Consider the following 22,464-nt stretch of genomic DNA (forward strand, 5'->3'; position numbering starts at 1 on the left):
AGTCAAGCATGGGCACGGGCATCCCCCAAACCGCCTTTACCGCCGGAGAACTGGCGCCGTCCCTGTACGGGCGCGTGGACCTGGCACGCTACCTGACCGGGCTCAAGACCTGCCGCAACTTCATGGTCATGCCGTACGGCGGGGTGGCCAACCGCCCCGGCACCCGCATGCTGGCCGAGGTCAAGGACAACTCCAAACGCTCCCGGCTCATCCCCTTCCAGTTCTCCGCCGCGCAGAGTTACGCCCTGGAGTTCGGCGAACACTCCATGCGCGTGTTCATGGGGGACACGGGGGAGCAGGTCGTTTTCCCCGCGGGCCATCTCCTGGCCGGCCAGCCGTACGAGATCGCAACCCCCTGGGGAACGGACGATCTCCCGCTGCTCAAATACACCCAATCCGCCGACGTCATGACCCTGTGCCACCCGAATTACCGGCAGCGGCAACTGTCCCGGCTCGGGCATGCGGATTGGCGTCTGGATGAGTTCGTCAACGTCAACGGGCCGTTCCATGACCTCAATACCGACGAAAGCGTCACCGTAACCGCCTCCGGCACGAACGGCGCCATTACGCTCGCGGCGTCGTCGGACCTCTTCACCGCGTCCCATGCCGGGCAGATGATGTACCTCGAGCAGTCCCCCGACAACTCGACCAGGAAGTGGGAGGTGCAGAAGGCCATTGCCATCAACGATATCAGGAGGGCGGGGGCCAACTACTACAAGGCGCTGACCGGGGGGACCACCGGCACGGTGAGGCCGTCCGCCACCGAGGGGACCGAGTGCGACGGCGACCCGGGGGTCAGTTGGCTCTATCTCCATTCCGGGTTCGGCATCGTCAGGATCGATGCGGTGACGAGCGCCCGGAGCGCCGGGGCCACGGTGGTGAAGACGCTCCCCGCGAATGTCATGGCCGACACCGGGGCGGTCGGCATCACGAATATCGTGGTATCGCCCTATATCGGGGACAACGTCGCTCCGGCGTTCTGGGTCCAGTGCTCCAAGGCCCACGGCTTCCCCAACAGGGCCTCGGTCACCATCACCGGGGTGGAGGGCATACCGGAGGCGAACGGCACCTTCGCCATCGTCACCGCCGACCAGGCCAACGTTTTCGTCATTCCCGAGATGACGACCGGCGGGTCCTATACCGGCGGGGGGACCGCCAATCTTTCGACCGCCCCCACCCCCTCCTACAAGTGGGCCTTCGAGGCCTGGAACCGGGACGACGGGTACCCGGGATCGGCCGCTTACTACCAGCAGCGCCAGATCTTCGCCGGCAGCGGGGGCCAGCCCCAGACCCTTTGGGGGAGCCGGACCCAGGGGTACCGGGACTTCGGCGCCGGGGTCCCGATCCTGGACGACGACGCGTTCACCTTCACCATCGCCAGCCGCCAGGTCAACGAGATCCGCCACATCGTCGAGCTGACCGAGCTGTTGCTCATGACCTCGGACGGGGTCTGGACCCTCAAGGGGTCCCAGGACGGGGTGCTGACCCCGGCCAGCGCCAACACCAAGCGCCAGGGGGCCTACGGCTCCGCACACGTCCCCCCGGTCGCCATCGGTCCCAGCGCCCTGTACGTGCAGGCGGGCGGCTCCCAGGTCCGGGGGATCGGCTATTCCTTCCAGGACGACGCCTACATCGGCAAGGACCTGACCGTCATGTCGGCCCACCTCTTCCGGGGGAAGGAGATCGTGGCGTGGGCCTATCAGTGCCTCCCCTGCTCCTGCGTCTGGGCCGTGCAGGACGACGGCTCGCTCATCGGCTTCACCTACCTGCAGGAACAGGAAATTGCCGGGTGGCACCGCCACGACTCCGTCAACGGCTCTTTCGAGTCGGTGTGCAGCGTGAGCGGCGGCAGGGAGGATTCCGTGTTCTTCATCGTCAGGCGCGTCATCGGCGGGGTCGTGAAGCGCTACGTGGAAAAGCTGGAAACGCGCTCGTTCGCCGGCATTGCGGACGCCTTTTTCGTGGATTCCGGCCTGACCTACGACGGCCGGAACCGGTCCGCAACCGCCATGACCATCTCGGGCGGGGTGGGGTGGGACGAAACGGAAAGCCTGTCGCTTACGGCATCGACGGCGTTTTTTACCGCCGAAGACGTGGGGGACCGGGTCTCCTTCACCCATGACGGCACGATCTGCAAGCTGACGATCACGGCCCTCACCAGCCCCTCCCTGGTGTCGGTAGCGCCGGACCGGACCATCCCGGCCCCGTTCCGCGCCACCCCCTTCACGGCGTGGTCCCTGGAGCGCAACGTGTTCGCCGGGCTCGGACACCTGGAGGGGCAGACGGTCGCCATCCTGGCGGACGGCAACGTGCACGCCCCGCGGACGGTCCGCATGGGCGCCGTCACCCTGGATTACCACGCCGCGGTGGTGCACGCGGGGCTCCCCATCACCGCCGAGGCAGGGACCCTCAACCTCACGGTGCCGGGGCAGAACATCCTGGACAGCAAGAAGCTCATCACCAAGGTCACCCTGATCTGCGAGGCCTCGCGCGGGATCATGGTCGGCCCGGATGCGGCCCACCTGCGGGAGCACAAGGGCACGGTCCCCTTGGACGGCGGGGCCGCCCCCCCGGTCACCGGCGCCTTCGAGGTGCTGATCCCTGCGGCCTGGGACAAGAACGGCACCATCACAGTGCGCCAGGCCGACCCGCTCCCCCTGGCCATCCTGGCCCTGATCCCGGACGTGACCCTGGGGGGGAACTGATGAACATTCCGACTGAGGTTTGGGAAATCGTCAAGATCTGTCTGAGCGTGGGCGGCGCGTATGTACTGGTCAAAATAGACAGAAACCAGTCGGAACTGTTTTCGAGATTACGGGAAATTGAGACGAGTTTTGCCAAATTGCAGGGAAAGTGCGATGCGATGCATGCCAAAAGCAAAGTCTGAAATGGTGCCGGCCCGGGCCTGCCATATCCCGGCCATAGCGACCGCCGTGCGCGATGCCGACCGAGCCGAGTTGTGGGCCGCGGCCCGCCTGACCCCGGCCGAGAGCATGGCCCGCGCCCTGGGACGCTCCGCCATGGCCTGGACCGGGCTGATGGCGGACCGGCCGGTTTGCATGTTCGGGGTGGTGCCCTCGTCCATCCTGGGCAACGTGGGGCGCCCCTGGATGGTGGGCACGCGCCACCTGGACGAGCACCCCTTCGTGTTCCTGCGGCGCTGCAGGGGGTGCGTCGGTCAGATGCGGCGGCGTTTCGACCGGCTGGAGAACTGGGTGGACGCACGCAATGAACGGGCCATCCGGTGGCTTGCGTGGCTGGGGTTCGAGATCGGCCCGGCGCCGGAGCAGCTCGGGCCGTTCGGGCTGCGATTCTTTCGTTTCGGAATGGGAGGGATGCGATGATACGAGCGGCAACGACCGAGGATATCCCCGCCATGGCGGCGTTGGGCAGGATCTTCCACGCCGCCACGCGCCTGGCGGAACTGGCCCCCTATGACGAAGGCAGCGTGGCCGGTCTGCTGAACGGGATGATCCGTGACGGGGCGCGGTCCGTGGTCCTGGTCATGGAGCGCGACGGCGCGGTCGTCGGCGGCATCTGCGGCGTGGTGGTCCCGGCCTACTGGAACTGGTCCGTCCTGGTGGGGCAACAACTCGCCTGGTTCGTTCATGCGGAGCACCGGGGCGGTCGGTCGCTCCGGCTCTTGGCCGCTTTCGAACAGGAATGCGTCGCACGGGGGGCCGCGGTCATGGCGTCCGGAGCCAAGAAGGACGCCGGTTACGGGAGGATGGCTGCGCTGTTGACGCGCCGGGGATATTTCGAGCTTGAAAGCATGTACCTGAAGGGGGTTTGAGATGCCAGCAGTCCCAATCATATCGGCGGTAATGGCCGTTGCAGGTGCCGGGGTAAGCGCGTATTCCGCCGTTGCCGCAGGCGAGAACGCCAGGGAAACGGCGGATTACAACGCCAAGGTGGCCGAGAACGCGGCCCGGGATGCCAATGAGCGGGGGGCCGTCGCCGCGGCCGAGCAGCGCGCCAGGACGCGCCAGATGACCGCCCGCCAGAATGCGGCCATGTCGTCCGGCGGGCTGGACGCCTCCACCGGCACCCCCCTGGAGATCCAGACGGAGACGGCGGGCATGGGCGAGCTGGACGCCCTCAGGATCGTCAACAACGCCCAGCGCCAGGCGGCCGGCCTGAATGCCCAGGCCGATCTGGACCGGTTCAAGGGAAACGCCGCCCGGACCGCCGGATACTTCGGCGCGGCCGGGAGCATCCTGGGCGGGCTGGGGAGCGCGGCCTATTACGGGTCGAAGATGAAGTAGCATCTGAATCCGTGACGCCGGAATGGACTTCATGGGCGGCGATGGACTCCGGCATGTCGCTCGCTCCGCCGTTCCGGCATCACGGATTCAGACAGTTGTGCATCAACCCTGAGCAGGAAAGGAACGGAAACCATGAACGACACCGACCTTGCGGAACGCCTCTACGGAGGTGCCGCGCCGACGGTCCCGGATGAAGGGGCCGCCTCGCTTCTCGGCGGCGTACCAGGGGAAGCCGCGCCTGTCGCGTCAAAGCCGCACGAGGCGGACACCGCCGGTCGGGCCGGCGGAGCGGACCGGACCAGTGTCCTCTTCCCCGAGGGGGGCGACGTGCCGGACAGCTTCGAGCCGATCGTCGCCCCGGCCCTGGAGCCCTTGGCGCGGGAGGCCCGGCTGAACGGGGACCTGGCCGGCGCCCGGGAGATCGACAGCGCCATGCAGGCGTTGGGGACCGTCTTCAGCGAGTACGCCGTGGGGCGTCAGTATGCCGCCGAGGTCATGGCCGAGGCGGGGAGCTTCCTGGGCAACCAAAAGTCGGACGACGCGATCCTTCGGGAGCGGTCGAATACGGAGACCGCCCTCCGGCGGAAGTACGGGGCCGATTACGCCGGGAACATCGCCGGGGCGCAGCGGGTGGTGGCCGAGATGGGGGCGCGGGTGCCCAATCTGATCGCCGCCCTGGGCGAGAGCGGGCTGGGCAACTCCCAAAAGGCCGTGGAAGCGGCCGTGGCGGCGGCCCGGCGCAGGGGATACCTGCCATGATCTCCCACCCCGAGGCAGCCCGCTGCTTCCCCTTTACCGCCGTGGCGCCGGAAGACGCGCCGCTCTCCGTCCTCCGCTGCCATCCCCGGCCGGAGGGGCGGCATGAGGCCGAGTACGATCCCTTCGGTGAGGGAAGACGAGCTTCCGTGCCGTGCGCAACAGCGGAGACAAGGAGGGAAACCCGATGAATGTGCCGAGATACGACAACCCCACGATCCCGGTTGGACCGGCAGCCACTCCCCAGGCAACGCCGGTGGGCGGCGAGACGTTCGGGGCCGGTCTGAGCAGGGGGATGGAGGCGCTTTCCCGGTCGGCAGCGGATATGGCCGATGAAATGCGGCGCACGGTGGACCAGAATTTCAGGATCGACGCCCTGTCGGATCTGCTGGAAACGAAAAAAGAGCTGCTGACGGGAGCGGACGGAGCCCTCAAGACCCAGGGCACCGATGCCCGTGCGGTGGAGCTGGATGACGGCACCAGTGTGCCGCTGGTCGATCATGTTGTCGGCCTCTACCGGGCAAAGAAGGAGGAGTGGCTGGAAAAGGCGGCGACGGACGGTCAGAAGCAGATGGTCAATCAGTTGTTCGTCGAGCATCTGCCCGACCTGGAACTCCAGGTCATGAACCATTCCGCAGCCCAGGAAACCCTGGCGGCCGACCGGAAGATGGAAGCGTTCACGGCCCGGCAATACGGGCTCGTGGCGGATACTCCCACCATGGATTCCATCAGGGCGGCCGCGCAGAACATGGCCCAGGCGCTCGCCACCTATCCGAAATATCAGGGTATGGAAGAGGCGGTGCGCAAGGAATACGACAAAAAGGTGGTGTCCCAACTCCACGCCACCGCCATCAGGTCATTGCTGACGCAAGCCGGGACCGCCGGTAATTCGGCGGTCGAGGATGGCAAGCTGGCTGCGGCCGTGGGCCTCTTTGATGCGTATTACGATGTGCTGAACGAGCGGGAGAGGGAAGAGTTGGCCCCCCGGATAGCGCTGGCCGACAACTCCATACAGGCCGGCAGCATTGCGCGGAAGGTCTGGGTGGCATACGCGCCGAAATCCCCCAATGACCCCTTCGATACGGCGGACGCGAACGCCCGGATCGACGGTTTCGCGTTGAGCAACGGAGCCACCCTGCTGGCAAAGGCGAAGGTCGCCCAAATGTTTCAGGATTACGCAGCCCAGATCGAACAGAGGACGCAGGCGGCGGCCAACGCGGTCAACGGTCTGATCCTGGATGGCGGGACCTACTCCCAGGTGTACCACAAGGCGCTGGAACAGCGGGGCTCCATCCCGGATTCCGCGGTCGAGAACCTGCTGAAGTACGCAGGGCTCTACTTCAAGGACGGCGCCGGGAAGCCACAGGCGGCCCCGGCCGATGACGCCGCCACCCTGGGCAGTCTGAAGGAGTTCCAGGACGACTATCTGAACGGGAAATACGGGCGCCTCACCCCCGAGCAGGCCGCGGAGCGGATGATGCCGGTGCTCGGCGAATGGACGCCTGAGGCCGTGCGCTTCGTGGATGGCGCGAACGCCAATCTCCCGAATGCCCGGTTGGCGGCCGGGCGACTACGGGAAAAACTCCTGTCGTTGCGTGCAATGGACCCGGACGGCACGACCTATCCCGCGCTGCGGGGCCTGGCCGGGAATACCCCCGAGGCGAACGGGAACAGGGCCCTGCTCCTCCAAAAGATCATCGGCGAGATAACCCAGCTGCACGACAACGTCAAGCCGGCGGACCTGGACGGCATCATCCACAGGAGCATCGCCGCGTTCATCGCATTGCCCGGTTACCCAGGGGCAGCGGAGAAGCCCGTGGGTGCGATCGCCGACCAGGATATCAGAAACATGGACGATGCGGCGCTGAGGGCCTTCGTGCGCCGGAAACTCTCGGCGGGAGGCGGCCAGCCGACGGAAGCCCAGGTAGCCTATGGCATCGAACGGGTACGGTCGCCACGGGGGAAAAGATAATGGCGCTCGACGATCTGAATGCCTTTGCCGATCAGGTAAACAGCCAGAACAGGGATAAAACCCAGGCGCTGCTCAACCTGCAAAACGTTGTCGGCACCGATGCGGATGCCTACGCCGGCTCCTTGAGGCTGGCCGGATATACGCAGGTGCCTCCCCTGTGGTCCACCCCGGAGATCCGGGCCGATGCCGAACGAAAAGCGGTGGCCGGCGACCCCGCCGTGGCAGCCATGCCGCCCGTTACCGCCCGCTTCTTCGCCAACCCCGACAATGCCGCCGTGGCCCACGACGATATCGGCACGTTCACCCGGATTGAGGATCTGGCCAAAAACGGCTTCGGCCCCCGCAACAACGCCCCGATATCCACGTTGCGGTTCGGCACCGACCGTGACCGGGCGGAGGCGGATTACTTCGCGAAAGAGTACGGGACCAAACCCTTCCAGGCGCTCCAGGGTGGCCTCGGCAAGCTGGCGACCCGGCTGGCGTTCCCGGTGGCCGGCGCCGTGGATGCGTTGAGCGGCGGCGACTACTACAAGGAATTCGCCTCGCAGCTCTATGACCGGTTCAGCCGGATTCAAGAGGAGTCCGCCGCCGACCCGTCCCGGTCCTTCGGCGGCAAGGTGGTGCGGTCGGTCGAGGAGCTGGTCCCCCTGGTGCTGTCCGGCGGCTTCGGCATGGCAGCCATCGCCGGTCAGGCGACCAACGACACGTACGACAATCTGACCGCCCGGGGCGTTGACCCGGACACCTCCCTGGCCCTGGCCATGAAGTCCGGCATGACCGCCTACGCCATGACGAAACTGCCGTTCGGGGGCACGTCCCTGGCAAACAGTCTGGTCCGGGGGGCGACGCTCAACCCGGCCTTCGGGGCCATCGACCGCGGCCTGGAGAAAGCCGGGCTGGACTATGCCGGGTACACCGGGCAGGCCGGAGCCATCAACCTGCTCGACCCCGAGGCCATGGCCCACGAACTCGCCATGGGGCTCTTGTTCGGCGCCCATCATGCGCTCCAGACGGGGCGGCCGGTGGGCGGCGACGGCCTGCTGGAGTCCTTGGTGCCGTTCTACGACCGCTACCGTGCCGCACGCCGGGCGGATGCGCTTACCCGGATCGGCACGGTCGTCCGGGAGAGCAAGGCCAATAACCGTACCCCCGAGCTGGTGCAGCGGCATTTGGGCGATGTGGCCGCGGAACATGCGGGCATCGACAACGCCTATGTCCCGGTGGAGCGGTGGAACGACCTGTTTCGATCCAGCGGGCTCGATCCCGCCCGGGTGGCCGGGGAGACCCTCTCCGACCCCGGGGCGTATGACGAGGCGCTCACGACCGGGGCGGACATCGCGATCCCGTTTCGGGAGTTTACCGGGAAGCTCTCCCGGCTGGAACAGTACGGCGAGCTGGTGAAGGATGCCCGGCTGTCGCCGGTGGATGTCTCCCTGCGCGAGGCCGAGGCCCGGGTGCAGGCGGTGAAGGCAAACACCGACCAGGGTGGCGGCTTCGTGGAGGCGTTGCAAGGCATGGCTGCCCGGTCGCGGGAGGCGGCCAAGGGCGCCGAGTCGTACCGCAGGGTCTATGACGACCTGGTCGGCCAGCAGGCGAGCATCGGCACCGAGCGCGGCGCGGCGGAGCATAACGCCCACCTGGTCGCCAACGCCTTCCGGGTTTTGGGGGAACGCGCCGGCGTCGATCCGTATGAACTGTACTCGAACTACCATCTCAAGGTGACCCGGCCCCTGGGATCGGAGTTTGCCGGGGATATAAGCGCAAACAAATTTTGGCAAACGAACTATGGGACCGGCGAAGTTTCGAGTTTCGGGCCTGTCTGGCGTGACCTTACACATGATGCTCAAGGAGCTGTCGAGAGATTGATGAAGTACCAGACCGGCGAAGCAATGGCGGCCTTACATCATCCCGATGTTGGGGATATTGATCTTGTATGGGGAAAAGAAGGGACCCCGGAAAAAGAATACAAGGATGGGTTTGGTTTTGCAAAGATCAAGATCAAGCATCCTGAGGTTGCCGGCGATCTGCAAAATATTTTAGATACGATGTCGGTTGTAAGCAGAGGCAAAAACAGAATCCGTCTTGAATCAAACGATCATCAGGCTGTCGTTCGTCTGGATTGGGATGGGAAAGAAAAACAGTGGTTATTGACAGAGTTTGAAAAAGACAAAGAGCCTGGCACTGGAAAGAGGACGGGCGCTTCCAGTATTGACGAATCGGACTCTCCGATTCACCAGGCTCTTACTGATTTTATTATTAATTCGAAAACATTGTCGATGGCGACTGCACGGACGTATCCCGCCGCGAAAGATTCTGATTCGGTTGCCCGAACCCTGCTTTCTAACGCCCGTAGCGACGGCGGGAATCCTACTATCAAAATAGTTCACCCTGGGGATGATGTCAAGGCGCTGTTCCAGAGCGTTGCCGGTCGTCTTGCCTCCGATGGGGTCAGGGAGCTGTATCAGTCGGCCCGGGCTGATGTGGATAACCGGGACCATGTAAAAAAGGTCGTTACGGGCGTGCTTCATTCCGCAATCACCAGAATCAAAACCCCTGCCGACGCCGCCCACATCGCTTTCCCCCTTACCAAACGGGCGCAAGAAGCGGCTATTGCCATCGTGACCGATGCAAAGGGCAACGTCCTCGGGGTTGTCCAGCATTCCACCGGCGCGCTGGACAAAACCATCATGTCGCCGAGGGATCTCCTTGGGGTGCTCCACGACTTCCCCGGCGCCGCCGAAGTCTGGTTTGCCCACAATCATCCGACCGGCGACCCTGAGCCGTCTCCCGCCGATAGCGAGACAACCTCACAGATGGCCGCGTTGCTCGATGGCTCGGGGATTACAACACGAGGGATGATTGTCGTCGGTCAGGATGGGGGAGCGGTTTGGACCGAGGGGATCGGCGGCAGGACTAAGAAGATACCGCTCGGTTCATTGAACACGGACAAAGAACGCATCCATGAAATAACTACCTATGACCGGGAGATTGTCACATTACCGTCATCGGAGCCCTTTATTTATATCGAACAGGCGATCGATTATGCCAGGTCGCTTGGGGCCGGCGCCTCCGGGCTCATTATCGCCGACGCCAAAATCCGGCCGGTTTCCTTTGTCCCCATGTCCGTCGCGGAGATGGCCAAGCTGAAAACCGGCGACCCCGCGACAGGATCGTCGGCGATTATGTCCGCCTTTCACAAGGGGAACGGCGCGTCGATGATCATGGTTATCCCCGCTCTTCCCGGCAGCCTGGGCGCGGTGCGGAATGTGGTCACCTTCGGCACCCTGTTCGGCGCGCCATTGATCGACGTTATCGAGACCAGGAGCGGAATTTCTTTCGACAAAACCGGTCGCATGCCTCAGGCCGGAGGACAATTTTTTCAGGGGGGCAATGCCCCGGTATCTCACGATTTTGTACCTGCGCCTGACGGGAGATATGTATTTGGGGAGATCACACCGGAAATTGGGAAAATTATAAGGAGACAATCAGCTCCTATATTACTGAGGTCTGGTGATGCAAAAGAAGGTAAGACCCATATTGAGCGTCCCGAGAGATTAAAACAGATTCAGCAAGAAGGGTATGATTCAGCGGAAAAACTCGTTGATGATGTAGTCACTAATTGTGACGCCATATACAAAGGTGAAAGAGGTAACCTGCTGCTGGCAAAGAAAGGAGCAAAAAACACCGTAATTTATGTGCAACTCAATCCTTCAAGATATGGTGATTATTATGATGTGAAAACAGCGGTTGTGGCGAGAGGTGATTTTTTTGATAAGAAAAAACCGCTTTGGGAAAGGGCGCAGACCAATCCAGCCGATAACGGCTCCCCTATGCGCAATCTGTCGGGCCAAAGCGGTCTTTATGAGAATATTCTCCATCAAAACCGCGAGGATGTCAAGCGCGGCTACATCCGTTTCGACAATAACCGCACTTTCGAGATCGGCCTGCTGAAGGACGCCGACCTCTCCACCTTCATCCACGAATCCGGCCACTTCTTCACCGAGGTCCTGGGCGATCTGGCCGAGCGCTCCGACGCCCCCCGGCAGATCAGGGATGATTACGCCGCCCTGCTCGCGTTCGCCGGGGTGGAATCCCGCAACGACATCGGGACGGAGCACCACGAGAAGCTCGCCCGTGCCTTCGAGGCGTACCTCATGGAGGGGCGCGCCCCGAGTGTGGCGACGCGCTCCCTGTTCCAGCGCATGAAAGCCTGGTTGGTCGGCGTCTACAGGGATTTGACCGCCCTCCATGCCCCATTGACTCCCGAGGTCCGGGAGGTGTTCGACCGCATGCTGGCCACCGACGCCGAGATCGGGCGGATGCGCGGCACGCAGGAGATGAAACCGCTCTTTGCCGCGGCCGGGGATGCCGGGATGACCCCGGTCGAGTTTGAATTGTACCGGAAAGAAACCGAACAGGCCGGCGAACAGGCAAAGGAACAGATGCTGCGCAAGCTGATGACCGAGAAGAGCCGGGAACAAACGTCGTGGTGGCGGGACGGACTGGCCAGGCTCCGGGACGAGGTGACGGCTGAGGCTCAGGAACAGCCGGTGTACCGGGCGTTGCAGGAGATTCTTACAGGGAGGGACTTTGCCGGGGACGCCACGCCGGGACTGAAACTGGACCGGGCCGTGCTGGCGCGGATGTACGGCGAAGATTTCCTGAAACGGCTGCCCAAGGGGAGCGCCACGGACTACCTCTACGCAGTTCAGGGGGGCGCGCACCCGGAACTGGTGGCGGAACGCTACGGCTTCACATCGGCCGACGAGATGATCCGCGCCATGATGGCGGCCCCGCCCCTGGGGGATTTCGTTGCCGCCGAGGCCGAGGCGCGCATGCGGGAGCGGCACGGCGACCTGATGCGGGACGGCCGCATGGCCGACGAGGCGCTGAAGGCGGTGCACAACGACCAATGGGCCGGGGTGCTGCGGACCGAGATCGGGGCGCTACGCAGGAAAGGTGGCGAGAATGCCCATGCCGTTGCCGTCCCTCCGGTGGCGGCCTTCCGGCAGGCGGCGCAAGAGCGGATCGCCGCCAAGCCGGTGAGGACAATCACCCCGCTCCTCTACCTGAACGGGGAGCGCACGGCGGCCCGTGAGGCCCTCGACCTGCTCGGCACGGGGGACTTCAACAGGGCGGCCGCTGCCAGGAGCCGCCAGTTGCTGAATCATTTCCTCTACTTCGAGGCGGTCACGGCCCTGGGGGAGGTAGATGCAATTCGGACAGAGGCCGCTCACATGGCTGACAGTGCCACCGAAGGTGCACGGGATGTGTATCAGACGGCCAAGCGGCCTGTCGAGGATGCTTTTGAATATGACAACAAGAAAGCCTCCAAGGGTACACGCGCCAGCCAGAGTGGCGGCTCCCTTGAAGGCCTTCAGGACAGCAAGGGTATTACTACCCTTAACCAAATTATCTCACCATGCCACTATGATGTCAATATTCAGGTAGTGCCTCGGACCGATGCGATCCTGACCGAGTCTGGCCGCATGCCTGCCGACGCCAGGTCTGAGATGCGCGGGCCGGGTACTCGTCCCTTCCGGGAGCAGGTGGAAGCGCTCCTCTCCCGCTTCGGACCGGCCGGCGCGGCCCGCGACGAGTCGTTGGCCCCGCGGGAGAGTCTGCGACAATTCCTTGACCGCTTGCGGCGGGACGAGGGGATCGACCTGCCGGTCCCGGCCACCATCCGGGACGAACAGAGCAGGACGGCGAGCTACCGGGATCTGACCATGGATGAACTGCGTTCAGTTTCTGCAACGCTGCATATGATCGAGCATGCCGCGGCTGTTGTCAACACGGCCCGCAAGGGTGAGACCCAGGTTCCGCTCGGGGATGCAGAAAAACAACTGGTGGAGCAACTGGAAGCCTCCATCCCCGCCGGTGATGCGGGGGGCGTGGATGATTCCACCCTGTCGTTTCTCGGCCAGATCCGGGAGCACGCCCCGGAAATCGACATCCCCATCGTCCGGCCCGAAGCCCTTTTCGAGCGCATGGATGGGCATGCCACCTCCGGCCCATGGCACGACCTCCTCTGGAATCCCTGCAACGATGCCGCTCATCACCAGAACCGGGTCCGGAAGTCGCTATTCCCCGCCATCTTTGCCCTGATCAGGGGCGCAAGGATCGACCGAAGCAAGGGCAGAACATTCATTGAGGGGTTGGGAGGGAGTCTGGCCAAAGACGAGATCGTGGCCATTGCTCTGAATTGCGGCAATGAGCGCAATCTGAACCTGCTGATGCGCGGTGGAATCCGCTTACGGCCTGACGACAGCGCCAGGGAGCTGTCACCGGAGACGCTTCAGGAAATCCTTGGGCATCTGAACGCCGACGAGATTGCGGTGGTGAACGGGGTTTGGAAGGCCATTGAAACCCTGAAGCCGGAGGTAGGGGCACTACTGCGCAGGCAGAGCGGCGCGGTGCCGGTCTTTATGGAGACCAGGCCCCTGGATATCGCCAACGGTACCCTCGAGGGGGGCTTCTATCCGGTCACACTTGATCCGCGCCATGCCGATGCCGGGGAGAAGTCAGCGGACGCCGCGCTGCCGTCCCGGATGTTCCTCCGGGATTGGGTGGGGAATGGGGGCGCGGAGCCGCTCTCCCTGGACCTGGAGAACGGCGCGGTTCGCCACCTGGACCGGATCGTCACCCGGATCACCCTCGGGGAGTTCGCCGCCCAGGCCCACCGACTGTTGAAGCTGAAGGGCGTGAAGGCCGCGATCGCTGACCGCCTGGGTGAACCGGCCCACAAGAACCTGTTGGACTGGGTGACCACTACTCTCGACCGGGATACCCCGGGGCGCGCCGCGTCAGCCCGGCTGGAAAAGACCAGCCGGGTGCTGCGCACCAGTGCCTCCGCCAGCATCGTTGCCCATCAGGCGGCCGACACGGTGGCCGATATCGTGACCGCTGCCTCCGGGGGCATGCAGCGCCTGGAGGTGGCCCACGTGGTGCGCGGAGCATTCGAGTATATGCGCAATCCCGTGGCCGTACACCGTTTTGCCGTTGATGCCTCCGAGTATATGTGCCATCTGGACCACGAAATCGACCGCACCATGGCCGGGGCGCTCGATGAACCGGCCGGTGGGGACTCTACTCTGGACGACGTGCGGCGCTGGGTCCTGGAGAGCCGGGCGGGGGCCGCCAAGGTCGCGGCCATGATGGTATGGATCTCCGGCTACCGGGCGGCCCAGGCCAAAGGCATGGACGGCATGGATGCCGTACGTGATGCCGACATGGTGTCCCGCTCGATCCCGAATGCTGACCGGACCGGCGAACTTTCGGCCGCGGAGCGCACCGCAAAAGCGCACGAACTGGCCACGCTCATCGGCCCGGCCATGGTGCGCTACAACGACGCGGCCGGCGTCGGCCATCGTGTCGCCGACCAGGAGGTACGTGGGGTAAACCGGGCCGATGGCACCACGCCCTTTATCTGCGGTATGGTGGCGACCGGCATTGTGCAGGACGTCCTGAAAAATCGCCAACTCGAGGCGAACGACAGCTTCCTCCCCTGGTTCCTGTCGCGCATGGTCCGGGGGCTCTTTGACGCCATCCCGTATGTGGACGAACTGGCCGGACACGGGGAAGGGGTAACCACGGGAAAGCCGCCAGACCATGCATTCGTGGAGGTGGGCTCGGCCACCTATGACGCGGCGCAGGTCACGCTGCACGCCATCGGCGGCAAAAGCAGCCCGGTAGCCGCGACCGCCAAATCGGCTCAATTTGCCGGTATCCATACCGGCTTGCCGGTACTCCAGGCGACCGGCACCGGCCAGTACCTGGACGACCTGCTGACCGGGGATTACGCCCCCAGCTATGCCTGGAGCCCGGCCACGGATATTATCAACAACAGGAGGTACAAACGATGACAGTGTCCAGTACGGCCTGCACGGCCACATTCCACGGAAACGGTTCGCCTGGCCCGTTTTCGTTCGGTTTTCGGTTTTTGCAAAATTCGGATGTTGCAGTGACAAAAATCAATGCCCAAGGTGCCGCTTTGGTCCTAATCGAAAACGCCAACTACACCCTGACCGGCGCAAGTGGATATATGGGAGGCCTACTTACGCTCAAATCTCCATTAGCTGTGGGGGAAACCCTCGAACTTGTGCGCACGGTGTCGGAACTGCAACCGATTGACCTGCGCAACCAGGGCGGATTCTTTCCGGAGGTTGTCGAGGATGCCCTGGATCGCCTAACAATGGTGGTGCAGCAGCGAAGCGGCGGCAACGGGGGGAATGGTTCGGATTCCGTTGTCTACCCCGATGTGTTCTACCCCTATGTGCTGTCGGGCATGGCCCTGAACTGGGCGGCCGGGGGAACGGAGCTCATCATCAGCGCCGGCCGCTATTACTCGGATGGTCGGCTGATTCAGTTCACCGGCGCGATCATCGCCATACAGCCGGTCGGGTACATGGATATCTACCTCGATTCCGCCGGCGGCGTGGTAATCGAATCCGGTGATAACTATTGGAAGCTGAAGGGGTACGTGGACAAGCTAAAGATCGCCCGGATCATCAGCAGCGGCGTCAATACCATCCAGGGGGTGCTTGACTGGCGTCTGACCTCGCCAACACCAAAGCAACCGGTCCAGGGCGCGTTCCACGCCGATTCCGTGATGCAGACCTTCGATATCCCGGAAACCATTGCCCCCTGGACGGCGAACGAAACCATCTTTTACGGCGACCTGCGGGAGAACAACGGGCGGATCTACCAGGCGTTTACCTACGGGCTGACCGGCGCCCTCGCCCCCACGGGTATGCCGTCAACGTGGGATGCCGCCCTGGGGGTCTACGTGATCGAGGACGGCAGCGTCAGGTGGGCCTACTTCGCCGACTCCCCCTATAAGGGCGCATTCCGCTACGGGCAGAACAACGGGGTCCTTTGGTACTTCGTTTTCAGCGCCCTCTACTCCATCGCTGATTACAACCCGGCGCGGATCAAAGCCCTGTTGAACTGCGCGACAAAACACATCGTCATCCCGTGGCTCAGTGGCGTGGCGGTTGTTGTCGGCAACAAGCGGATTGCCAACCATGGCGTTTACGAATGCACCACTGCCGGCACCACGGGGGTGACGGCTCCCAGCGGCACCGGCGTCGGGATCACCGACGGGACGGTGGCCTGGAAATATCTTTTCAGGAACCCGGGTGATTATCCGAACTTTGCGTCCGGGGAGATGATCGCAAGCGGGGACCTGCGCGTCGCCAATGGTGATATCTGGAAGGCGACAACGGCGGTTACCCAGGCGTGTGGCTCCACCTCGCCCAACAGATCGACCAACGCCAACGGCGGGACGTTCTCCGACAGCGGCATCACGTGGACATGGTTGCGGGCGAACGCGCCCGGGTGGAAATATTACTGGTACGACACCCTCGCGGATATGAGTCAGTACCGCAACCCGGATTCCCATGATTCCTACGCCTCCATGTTCGTGGCCCTGTCCTGCGCCTACGTCAACAACACCATGGACTTCGCGTGGTTCGACACGCTGAACGCGGCCGGGGAAACCAACTTATCCACCATGAAGAACCTGATGTACTACAACGTGCTGACCCAGATCAAAGGCTATGCGCCCTGGGCGGCTACGGCCGCGGTGAAGATCGGGGACGAATACACCGCCAACGGCAACACATATCGCTGCATCCTGTCGGGGACCACGGGGACCGTGGCGCCGTCGGGCACTATTTACGGGGCGATCATCGTAGACGGCAGCACCCAATGGATGTACGTCAACCCGACCTACACCGGGCTGACCAAGACCTTCCAGAACGATTTCACCGGGGACCATGCCATCTGGGGCACCTCCTACCTGATGGACAACTGCGAGGTGTACGCCGGACTCCGGGCGCTGCTTGCCGAGATGACGGCGCGGGGCGATGCGGATACCGCCTATTATACCGCTTTCCTCGCGCCCCTGGCCGTAGGGATCGGCCTCTTTTACCAAACCTCCAGCAAGGAATGGAGCTGGTCAACGACAAACCTGATCCCCGATGAGATCGGTAGCGAGTGGTATCCGTCATGTATGGCCGGGGTCTTCCCGGAACTCTATCAGGTACCGGTGGGCACGACCCCGGAGATCTACCGGGTGAAGTGGAACCACGGCTGGGAAAAGCTCGACCGGGATCAACCCTCGTGGTGGGGGCGCAACATGGATGCCTTCCCCACATTGATGCCCGCCTTTATCGCGGCCAGATATCGGGGGGAGATCAGCAAGGCCCTGGAGGCGGTAGAGAAGGCAAAGCGGTTGCATCTGCGCCAGGGATTCTCACCGCTCGGCACCATGTTCATCGTCGACGCCGCTTTCATGATCGCCATCCAGCGGCTGGCGGTAAACTCCTCCTATGCGACCGAGCAGGCGCCGGCCATCCTGGAAGCGCAACAGATGTTGAAGCTGGGGAGTTACTACCTGTGGGTAGATGGTAGCGGCAACCTGCGGAAGAAAAATGGCAAACCGTCGGGGTTGATGGATGGAACGATTATTTAAAAGGAGGACAATGATGGCTGATTTCACCATGGCGCACGCAAAGGCAATGGGTAATGAAGGCGGCTACGCCAACAACCCAGCTGACGCCGGCGGGGAGACCTACAAGGGCATTGCCCGCAAGTCCTGGCCGAATTGGGTCGGGTGGAAGTATGTGGATGGCGTCAAGGCCAATACCGTTCCGCAACCGGCCTACGGCACTACGGCGTATCGCAACTATGCCTCTCATTTGAACTGTTGTCTGGCTGGGCTCGCCTCTCTGCAACAGGTTGTGCTCGACTTCTATCGCCGAAATTTTTGGGACAAGTACCGTCTGTCCGAGATCAACGACCAGTCCGTGGCGGCCTGGCTTTACGATCACGTGGTCAACGGGGGAGCCAGGGGTGCCATGTGGCTGCAGGAGGCGGCCGGGGTGACGGCGGACGGCAAGGTGGGGCCAGCCACCATCGTGGCCATCAATGCCGCCGACCCCGTCGAGCTCCTGCAGGAGGCCGAGGACGTGGCCGCCTTCTATCGGCTGGACCGGGCCGCCGCCGATCCGTCACAGGTGCAGTTCCTCCCGTCCTGGCTCCGGCGCGACGGGGTGTCGGCTGAAGAGATCACGCAGGTCATGCGGGCCGCCAGGGACGGGCTGACCTATGCCGAGGTTGCCGGGCTCAAGGAGATGATCAAGGCGCGTGCCTGATGCGCACAATAACGCCGTGAGGCGTAAAGGAGGGCCAATGAAATTAATTCGGGACATTCTGACCGGCATCGACGGCCAGACGTATGACAACATCAGGGTGGGGATCGCCGCCGCCCTGGTCACGGCCATTGGCGCCATCATCACGCAGTTGGTGAAGGGACAGCCGGTGGACCTGCTCGCGTTCGGGGGAGCGGTTGCCGCGATCCTGGGGGCCGGAGGTTTCGGTATTGGGCAGAAAGCCCATACCGAGCCGGGTGGGGAACCATGACCGCCGCCGCACTAGCCGCATGGCTGTGGGACAACCGCAGGGTTGTTGTTGAGGTGACGGGGAGTGCCGCGCTGGTAGGGCTTGTCTGGTGGTTCGGTTTCCATGTGCCGGCCGAGCGCGATCAGCTTCAAATGCAAAATCAGGAGCTCAAGGCGCAGGTACAGGCCGCACAAGGTTCCGTGACATTACTGGGGGGGATTCAGCATGAGAAACAGAGCATCGACATGGTTACACAACAGCGCATCAGCTCTCTCCGTGTTCAACCACGGCCTGCTCGTCATGGCGTGCTGGTGCCTGCTGGCCGGTTGCCGGACCTGCCCGCCCTGCGTCCGGCCCATACTGCCCACTGAGCCGCAGCCGCTTTTGAACGAGGTCGATACCCTCGACCCCTCGGAGCCGGGGGCGGAATATTGCCTGAGCAATCAAGGACGCATCGGTATCCTGGCGAATCTGGAGATCTATCGGGGCGCCCTGGATAAGTGCAACGCCACCATCGAGCGGTACAACTCCGCCATTGCGCCGACGCACGGAGAGGTGGCGCATGGACGCGGAGAAGAGCCTTAACGGCCTTCTGTGAAACTATTCTTTGGACTCAAGGCCCGTTTTTCCCTAGAACTCGGCGTGTCGCGGCGTGCGCGGGAAGGGGATCACGTCCCGGATGTTGTCCATGCCGGTGAGGTACATCACCAGCCGCTCGAAGCCCAGACCAAAACCGGCGTGGGGGCAGCTCCCCCAGCGGCGGCTGTCCAGATACCACCAGAGCGGTTCCTGGGAGACGCCCATCTCGGCCATGCGCGCCGTCAGCCGGTCCAGCCGCTCTTCGCGCTGACTGCCGCCGATGATCTCGCCCACCTTGGGCACCAGCAGGTCCATGGCGGCCACGGTGCGGCCGTCGTTGTTCTGGCGCATGTAAAAGGCCTTGATCTCCTTGGGGTAGTTGAGGATGAACACCGGGCCACCCACCACCTGCTCGCTCAGATAGCGTTCGTGCTCGGTCTGCAGGTCCAGGCCCCATTCCACCGGATAGGAAAAACTGACGCCCGATCGTTGGAGCCGTTCGATGGCGTCGCCGTAGTCCATGCGGACGAAGTCGGCCTCGGCCACCTGCCGGATGCGTTCCAGCAGCCCCTTCTCGATCTGCTTGTCGAAAAACGCCATGTCGTCGGCGCACTCCTCCAGGCTGAAACGGCACAGATAGCGAATGAACTCCTCGGCCAGTTCGGCGTCGTCGGCAAGGTCGGCAAAGGCCATCTCCGGTTCGATCATCCAGAATTCCGCGGCATGGCGCGGCGTGTTGGAGTTTTCGGCGCGAAAGGTGGGGCCGAAGGTGTAGATATCGGAAAAGGCCAGGGCCAGGAGTTCCCCCTCCAGTTGGCCACTGACCGTGAGGCCGGTCCGCTGGCCGAAGAAATCCTGGTCGAAGTCGGGCGGCGCGCCCGCATCCAGGGTGGTTACGCGGAACAGCTCGCCGGCCCCCTCGCAATCGCTGGCCGTGATGATCGGCGTGTGGGCGTAGAGGAAATCCCGCTCCGCAAAGAACCGGTGCACGGCCTGGGCCAGGCGCGAACGGAGGCGGAACACGGCGCCCAGGGTGTTGGTCCGGGGCCGCAGGTGGGCGATGGTGCGCAGGTACTCGAAGGTGTGGCGCTTCTTCTGCAACGGGTAGGCGTCGTCGGTCTCGCCGACGATCTCCACGCTGGTGGCGTGCAACTCCCACTGCTGCCCGGCCGCCGGGGATTCCACCAGCGTGCCGTGCACCCGCAGGGCCGCGCCGGTGCCGAGGCGGCACACCGCGTCGAAGTTCGCCAGATCTTTCCCGGCCACCACCTGGAGCCCAGCCATGTCCGAGCCGTCGTTCAGGGTGACGAAAGCCACCTCTTTTGCGGCGCGCACCGAGCGCACCCATCCCGCAACCACGCATTCCCGGCCGCTTGCGCCGCCCGCCAGAAGTGTCCGTATCCGAGTTTTCATAGCTATCGTTCCCCGCGTCATGGATAGAGTAATACCCGATGATACGTGCAATCGGGCACGGGTTCAAGGCCCTTGTTCGTTTGACCCCACCGTTGCCCTGTGTTACATTTAATCCATGAAAACCGTGCTGGTTATGTTATTCGTGGCTATGATGGCGCTCTCCGCAGCGGCGGCCAACGGCGAGAAGAACTTCGGCGGCGTCGGCATCGACGGCGTGGCTGCCCCCGACGGGCAGATCACGGTCCGGCAGCTTGTTGCCGGCGGACCTGCCCATGTGGCCGGGATCAAGGTGGGGGATGTCATTACCCATATCGACGGCAAGCCGACCCGGGGCAGCGATTTCCGGCAGATGGTTCACAAACGGCTGCGGGGGCGCGCCGGGACCCCGGTCGTCTTGAAGGTCAGGCGGGAAGGCGTGGAAAAGCCGCTGACCTTCACCATGCAGCGACAACAACTGGTGGTAACCACACCCAAGGAGAAATGATAATGATAAAGAGGATTTTGGCCGCCGTCATGCTGACGCTGCTGGTGGCGTCCGGGGCCGTGGCCGCCGGACAGGCCCCCCAGAGCAGGCTCAACCCCGCCAAGGCGGTAGAGGCCCGGAAGTACCCCCAGATCGTGCTCTACTCCACCTCCTGGTGCCCCCATTGCCGCGCGACCAAGGAGTACTTCGCCAAGAACAACATCCCCTATACCAACCGCGACGTGGAGCAGGATGACCAGGCCATGAAGCTCTTGACCGGCAAATACAAGAGCAAGGGAATTCCGGTGATTGTCTTGGGAACGGGGCAGAACGAGATCGTCATGCACGGCTTTACGCCGGAGTCGTTCCAGGAGAATCTCAAGAAGGCCCAGGCGAAAAAGTAGCGATAGAGCAGGCGCAGGAGGAAGAATGATTTCGTCCGGGACGCGGTCTCTCAATGAGTATAAAAAAGGCCGTGTCGGTCAACATGGGTTGATCGCGCGGCCTTTTGTTGTAAGCGTGATCTCAAGAATATCAGGAGTAACCACGTCACCATGAATTTCGCTTGTATCCCGCGGGAGAGCCTGCCCGACATTCTCTGCCGCATGCCCAAAGCGGAGCTGCACATTCACATCGAAGGCTCCCTGGAGCCGGAACTGATCTTTGCACTGGCAACGCGGAACAATATCCCGCTCCCCTATGCAACCGTGGACGACCTGCGTGTCGCCTATGCCTTCACCGATCTGCAGAGCTTTCTGGATATCTACTACGCCGGGGCCGGCGTGCTGCAAACGGAAGACGATTTCTTCGCCATGGCCTGGGCGTACCTGAAACGCGCCAAAGCCGAGAATATCCGCCATGCGGAGATCTTCTTCGACCCCCAGACCCATACGGAGAGGGGAATTCCCTTTGCCACCGTCATCAACGGGCTGGACCGGGCGGTCCGGCGTGGCCGCGAAGAGTTGGGGGTAAGCGCCTCGCTGATCCTCTGCTTTCTGCGCCACCTGAGCGAAGAGGCCGCTTTTGCGACCCTGGAAGAGGCCCTGCCGTTCCGCGACCGGTTCATCGGTGTCGGCCTGGACAGCAATGAGCGCGGCAATCCGCCGGAGAAATTCGCCCGGGTGTTCGCCCGCTGCCGGGAGTTGGGGCTGCGGCTGGTGGCCCATGCCGGGGAGGAGGGACCGGCCGGCTACATCAGCCAAGCCCTCGATCTGCTGAAGGCGGAGCGCATCGACCACGGCGTGCGCTGCCTGGAAAATCCCCTGCTTGTGGCGCGGCTGGCGGAGCAGCGGATACCCTTGACCGTATGCCCCCTGTCCAACGTAAAGCTCTGCGTATTCCCGGACCTTGCCGCCCACACCATCGGCAGATTGCTGGCTGCCGGTATCGCCGCAACGATCAACTCCGACGATCCGGCCTATTTCGGCGGTTACCTGAACGAAAATTACCTGGCCACCTTCGCCGCGCTGCCGGAGCTGGGGGCGCATGAGGCATACCGGTTGGCCCGCAACAGTTTTCAGGCCAGTTTTGTGGATGAAAGCGTCAAGGCGGGATGGATCAGGGAACTTGACGACTTCTTTGCGCAGCAGTGTATATAAATGACAAATTTT

General features: G+C 63.3%; 18 protein-coding genes. 17 read left to right on the top strand and 1 reads right to left on the bottom strand.

Annotated features, from left to right (window positions below):
- Positions 1-8 precede the first annotated feature (8 nt).
- The 14 genes from F6V30_RS09365 to F6V30_RS09430 all read left to right on the top strand — a co-directional run bounded on the left by F6V30_RS09365 (position 9) and on the right by F6V30_RS09430 (position 18,984).
- Positions 9-2,705: a phage tail protein gene (locus F6V30_RS09365; protein WP_151156711.1), complete on the top strand. Its 2,697-nt coding sequence runs from the start codon at positions 9-11 to the stop codon at positions 2,703-2,705.
- Positions 2,705-2,887: a hypothetical protein gene (locus F6V30_RS09370; protein ID WP_151156712.1), complete on the top strand. Its 183-nt coding sequence runs from the start codon at positions 2,705-2,707 to the stop codon at positions 2,885-2,887. The genes F6V30_RS09365 and F6V30_RS09370 overlap by 1 nt, the downstream gene beginning before the upstream one ends.
- Positions 2,868-3,344: a hypothetical protein gene (locus F6V30_RS09375; RefSeq protein ID WP_151156713.1), complete on the top strand. Its 477-nt coding sequence runs from the start codon at positions 2,868-2,870 to the stop codon at positions 3,342-3,344. Before F6V30_RS09370 ends, F6V30_RS09375 begins: the two co-directional genes overlap by 20 nt.
- The gene (locus tag F6V30_RS09380; protein WP_151156714.1) at positions 3,341-3,793 is read left to right on the top strand and encodes a GNAT family N-acetyltransferase; all 453 of its coding nucleotides are present in this window, start codon (positions 3,341-3,343) and stop codon (positions 3,791-3,793) included. Before F6V30_RS09375 ends, F6V30_RS09380 begins: the two co-directional genes overlap by 4 nt.
- A 1-nt stretch (position 3,794) precedes the next feature.
- A complete protein-coding gene (locus tag F6V30_RS09385) occupies positions 3,795-4,265 on the top strand; it encodes a hypothetical protein (protein ID WP_151156715.1) in 471 nt (156 codons plus the stop codon).
- A gap of 132 nt (positions 4,266-4,397) precedes the next feature.
- Positions 4,398-5,024, top strand: coding sequence for a hypothetical protein (locus F6V30_RS09390; protein ID WP_151156716.1), 627 nt, complete (start codon positions 4,398-4,400; stop codon positions 5,022-5,024).
- Positions 5,021-5,212, top strand: a complete 192-nt coding sequence (locus F6V30_RS09395) for a hypothetical protein (protein ID WP_151156717.1) — start codon at positions 5,021-5,023, stop codon at positions 5,210-5,212. Before F6V30_RS09390 ends, F6V30_RS09395 begins: the two co-directional genes overlap by 4 nt.
- A complete protein-coding gene (locus F6V30_RS09400; protein ID WP_151156718.1) occupies positions 5,209-6,993 on the top strand; it encodes a hypothetical protein in 1,785 nt (594 codons plus the stop codon). Before F6V30_RS09395 ends, F6V30_RS09400 begins: the two co-directional genes overlap by 4 nt.
- The gene (locus F6V30_RS09405; protein ID WP_151156719.1) at positions 6,993-14,858 is read left to right on the top strand and encodes a JAB domain-containing protein; all 7,866 of its coding nucleotides are present in this window, start codon (positions 6,993-6,995) and stop codon (positions 14,856-14,858) included. Before F6V30_RS09400 ends, F6V30_RS09405 begins: the two co-directional genes overlap by 1 nt.
- A gap of 128 nt (positions 14,859-14,986) precedes the next feature.
- Positions 14,987-17,470, top strand: coding sequence for a hypothetical protein (locus tag F6V30_RS09410; RefSeq protein ID WP_191965635.1), 2,484 nt, complete (start codon positions 14,987-14,989; stop codon positions 17,468-17,470).
- Between the two features lie 13 nt (positions 17,471-17,483).
- The gene (locus F6V30_RS09415; RefSeq protein ID WP_191965636.1) at positions 17,484-18,152 is read left to right on the top strand and encodes a glycoside hydrolase family 108 protein; all 669 of its coding nucleotides are present in this window, start codon (positions 17,484-17,486) and stop codon (positions 18,150-18,152) included.
- A gap of 37 nt (positions 18,153-18,189) precedes the next feature.
- The gene (locus tag F6V30_RS09420) at positions 18,190-18,420 is read left to right on the top strand and encodes an amino acid ABC transporter substrate-binding protein (RefSeq protein WP_151156722.1); all 231 of its coding nucleotides are present in this window, start codon (positions 18,190-18,192) and stop codon (positions 18,418-18,420) included.
- The gene (locus F6V30_RS09425; RefSeq protein ID WP_151156723.1) at positions 18,417-18,770 is read left to right on the top strand and encodes a hypothetical protein; all 354 of its coding nucleotides are present in this window, start codon (positions 18,417-18,419) and stop codon (positions 18,768-18,770) included. The genes F6V30_RS09420 and F6V30_RS09425 overlap by 4 nt, the downstream gene beginning before the upstream one ends.
- A 13-nt stretch (positions 18,771-18,783) precedes the next feature.
- Positions 18,784-18,984 (top strand): hypothetical protein, encoded by a 201-nt coding sequence (locus tag F6V30_RS09430; RefSeq protein ID WP_151156724.1) that lies wholly within the window; start codon positions 18,784-18,786, stop codon positions 18,982-18,984.
- A 45-nt stretch (positions 18,985-19,029) separates the two neighbouring features.
- Here F6V30_RS09430 and asnS read toward each other — a convergent pair whose 3' ends face one another.
- On the bottom strand, positions 19,030-20,391 hold the full coding sequence (gene asnS / locus F6V30_RS09435) for an asparagine--tRNA ligase (RefSeq protein ID WP_151156725.1): 1,362 nt from the start codon (positions 20,389-20,391) through the stop codon (positions 19,030-19,032).
- 133 nt (positions 20,392-20,524) lie between these two features.
- Between asnS and F6V30_RS09440 the strand changes: the two genes are divergently transcribed.
- The 3 genes from F6V30_RS09440 (at position 20,525) to F6V30_RS09450 (ending at position 22,452) form a co-directional block, all read left to right on the top strand.
- Positions 20,525-20,875, top strand: a complete 351-nt coding sequence (locus tag F6V30_RS09440; RefSeq protein WP_246163400.1) for a S41 family peptidase — start codon at positions 20,525-20,527, stop codon at positions 20,873-20,875.
- A 2-nt stretch (positions 20,876-20,877) separates the two neighbouring features.
- Complete coding sequence (locus F6V30_RS09445) at positions 20,878-21,258, top strand: glutaredoxin domain-containing protein (RefSeq protein WP_151156727.1); 381 nt, start codon at positions 20,878-20,880, stop codon at positions 21,256-21,258.
- A gap of 150 nt (positions 21,259-21,408) precedes the next feature.
- Positions 21,409-22,452 carry an adenosine deaminase gene (locus F6V30_RS09450; RefSeq protein ID WP_151156728.1) on the top strand — a complete coding sequence of 348 codons (1,044 nt, stop codon included), beginning with the start codon at positions 21,409-21,411 and terminating at the stop codon, positions 22,450-22,452.
- Positions 22,453-22,464: the final 12 nt, after the last annotated feature.

This window comes from Oryzomonas sagensis (genome assembly GCF_008802355.1).
GTDB classification, from domain to species: Bacteria; Desulfobacterota; Desulfuromonadia; order Geobacterales; family Pseudopelobacteraceae; genus Oryzomonas; species Oryzomonas sagensis.

What these genes read in the sequence shown, in the direction of transcription:
- asnS (WP_151156725.1), bottom strand. Translation starts at nt 20,391, where the DNA reads ATGAAAACTCGGATACGGACACTTCTGGCGGGCGGCGCAAGCGGCCGG.
- F6V30_RS09395 (WP_151156717.1), top strand. Translation starts at nt 5,021, where the DNA reads ATGATCTCCCACCCCGAGGCAGCCCGCTGCTTCCCCTTTACCGCCGTG.
- F6V30_RS09390 (WP_151156716.1), top strand. Translation starts at nt 4,398, where the DNA reads ATGAACGACACCGACCTTGCGGAACGCCTCTACGGAGGTGCCGCGCCG.
- F6V30_RS09440 (WP_246163400.1), top strand. Translation starts at nt 20,525, where the DNA reads ATGTTATTCGTGGCTATGATGGCGCTCTCCGCAGCGGCGGCCAACGGC.
- F6V30_RS09380 (WP_151156714.1), top strand. Translation starts at nt 3,341, where the DNA reads ATGATACGAGCGGCAACGACCGAGGATATCCCCGCCATGGCGGCGTTG.
- F6V30_RS09365 (WP_151156711.1), top strand. Translation starts at nt 9, where the DNA reads ATGGGCACGGGCATCCCCCAAACCGCCTTTACCGCCGGAGAACTGGCG.
- F6V30_RS09450 (WP_151156728.1), top strand. Translation starts at nt 21,409, where the DNA reads ATGAATTTCGCTTGTATCCCGCGGGAGAGCCTGCCCGACATTCTCTGC.
- F6V30_RS09445 (WP_151156727.1), top strand. Translation starts at nt 20,878, where the DNA reads ATGATAAAGAGGATTTTGGCCGCCGTCATGCTGACGCTGCTGGTGGCG.
- F6V30_RS09415 (WP_191965636.1), top strand. Translation starts at nt 17,484, where the DNA reads ATGGCTGATTTCACCATGGCGCACGCAAAGGCAATGGGTAATGAAGGC.
- F6V30_RS09425 (WP_151156723.1), top strand. Translation starts at nt 18,417, where the DNA reads ATGACCGCCGCCGCACTAGCCGCATGGCTGTGGGACAACCGCAGGGTT.
- F6V30_RS09400 (WP_151156718.1), top strand. Translation starts at nt 5,209, where the DNA reads ATGAATGTGCCGAGATACGACAACCCCACGATCCCGGTTGGACCGGCA.
- F6V30_RS09385 (WP_151156715.1), top strand. Translation starts at nt 3,795, where the DNA reads ATGCCAGCAGTCCCAATCATATCGGCGGTAATGGCCGTTGCAGGTGCC.
- F6V30_RS09420 (WP_151156722.1), top strand. Translation starts at nt 18,190, where the DNA reads ATGAAATTAATTCGGGACATTCTGACCGGCATCGACGGCCAGACGTAT.
- F6V30_RS09370 (WP_151156712.1), top strand. Translation starts at nt 2,705, where the DNA reads ATGAACATTCCGACTGAGGTTTGGGAAATCGTCAAGATCTGTCTGAGC.
- F6V30_RS09405 (WP_151156719.1), top strand. Translation starts at nt 6,993, where the DNA reads ATGGCGCTCGACGATCTGAATGCCTTTGCCGATCAGGTAAACAGCCAG.
- F6V30_RS09375 (WP_151156713.1), top strand. Translation starts at nt 2,868, where the DNA reads ATGCCAAAAGCAAAGTCTGAAATGGTGCCGGCCCGGGCCTGCCATATC.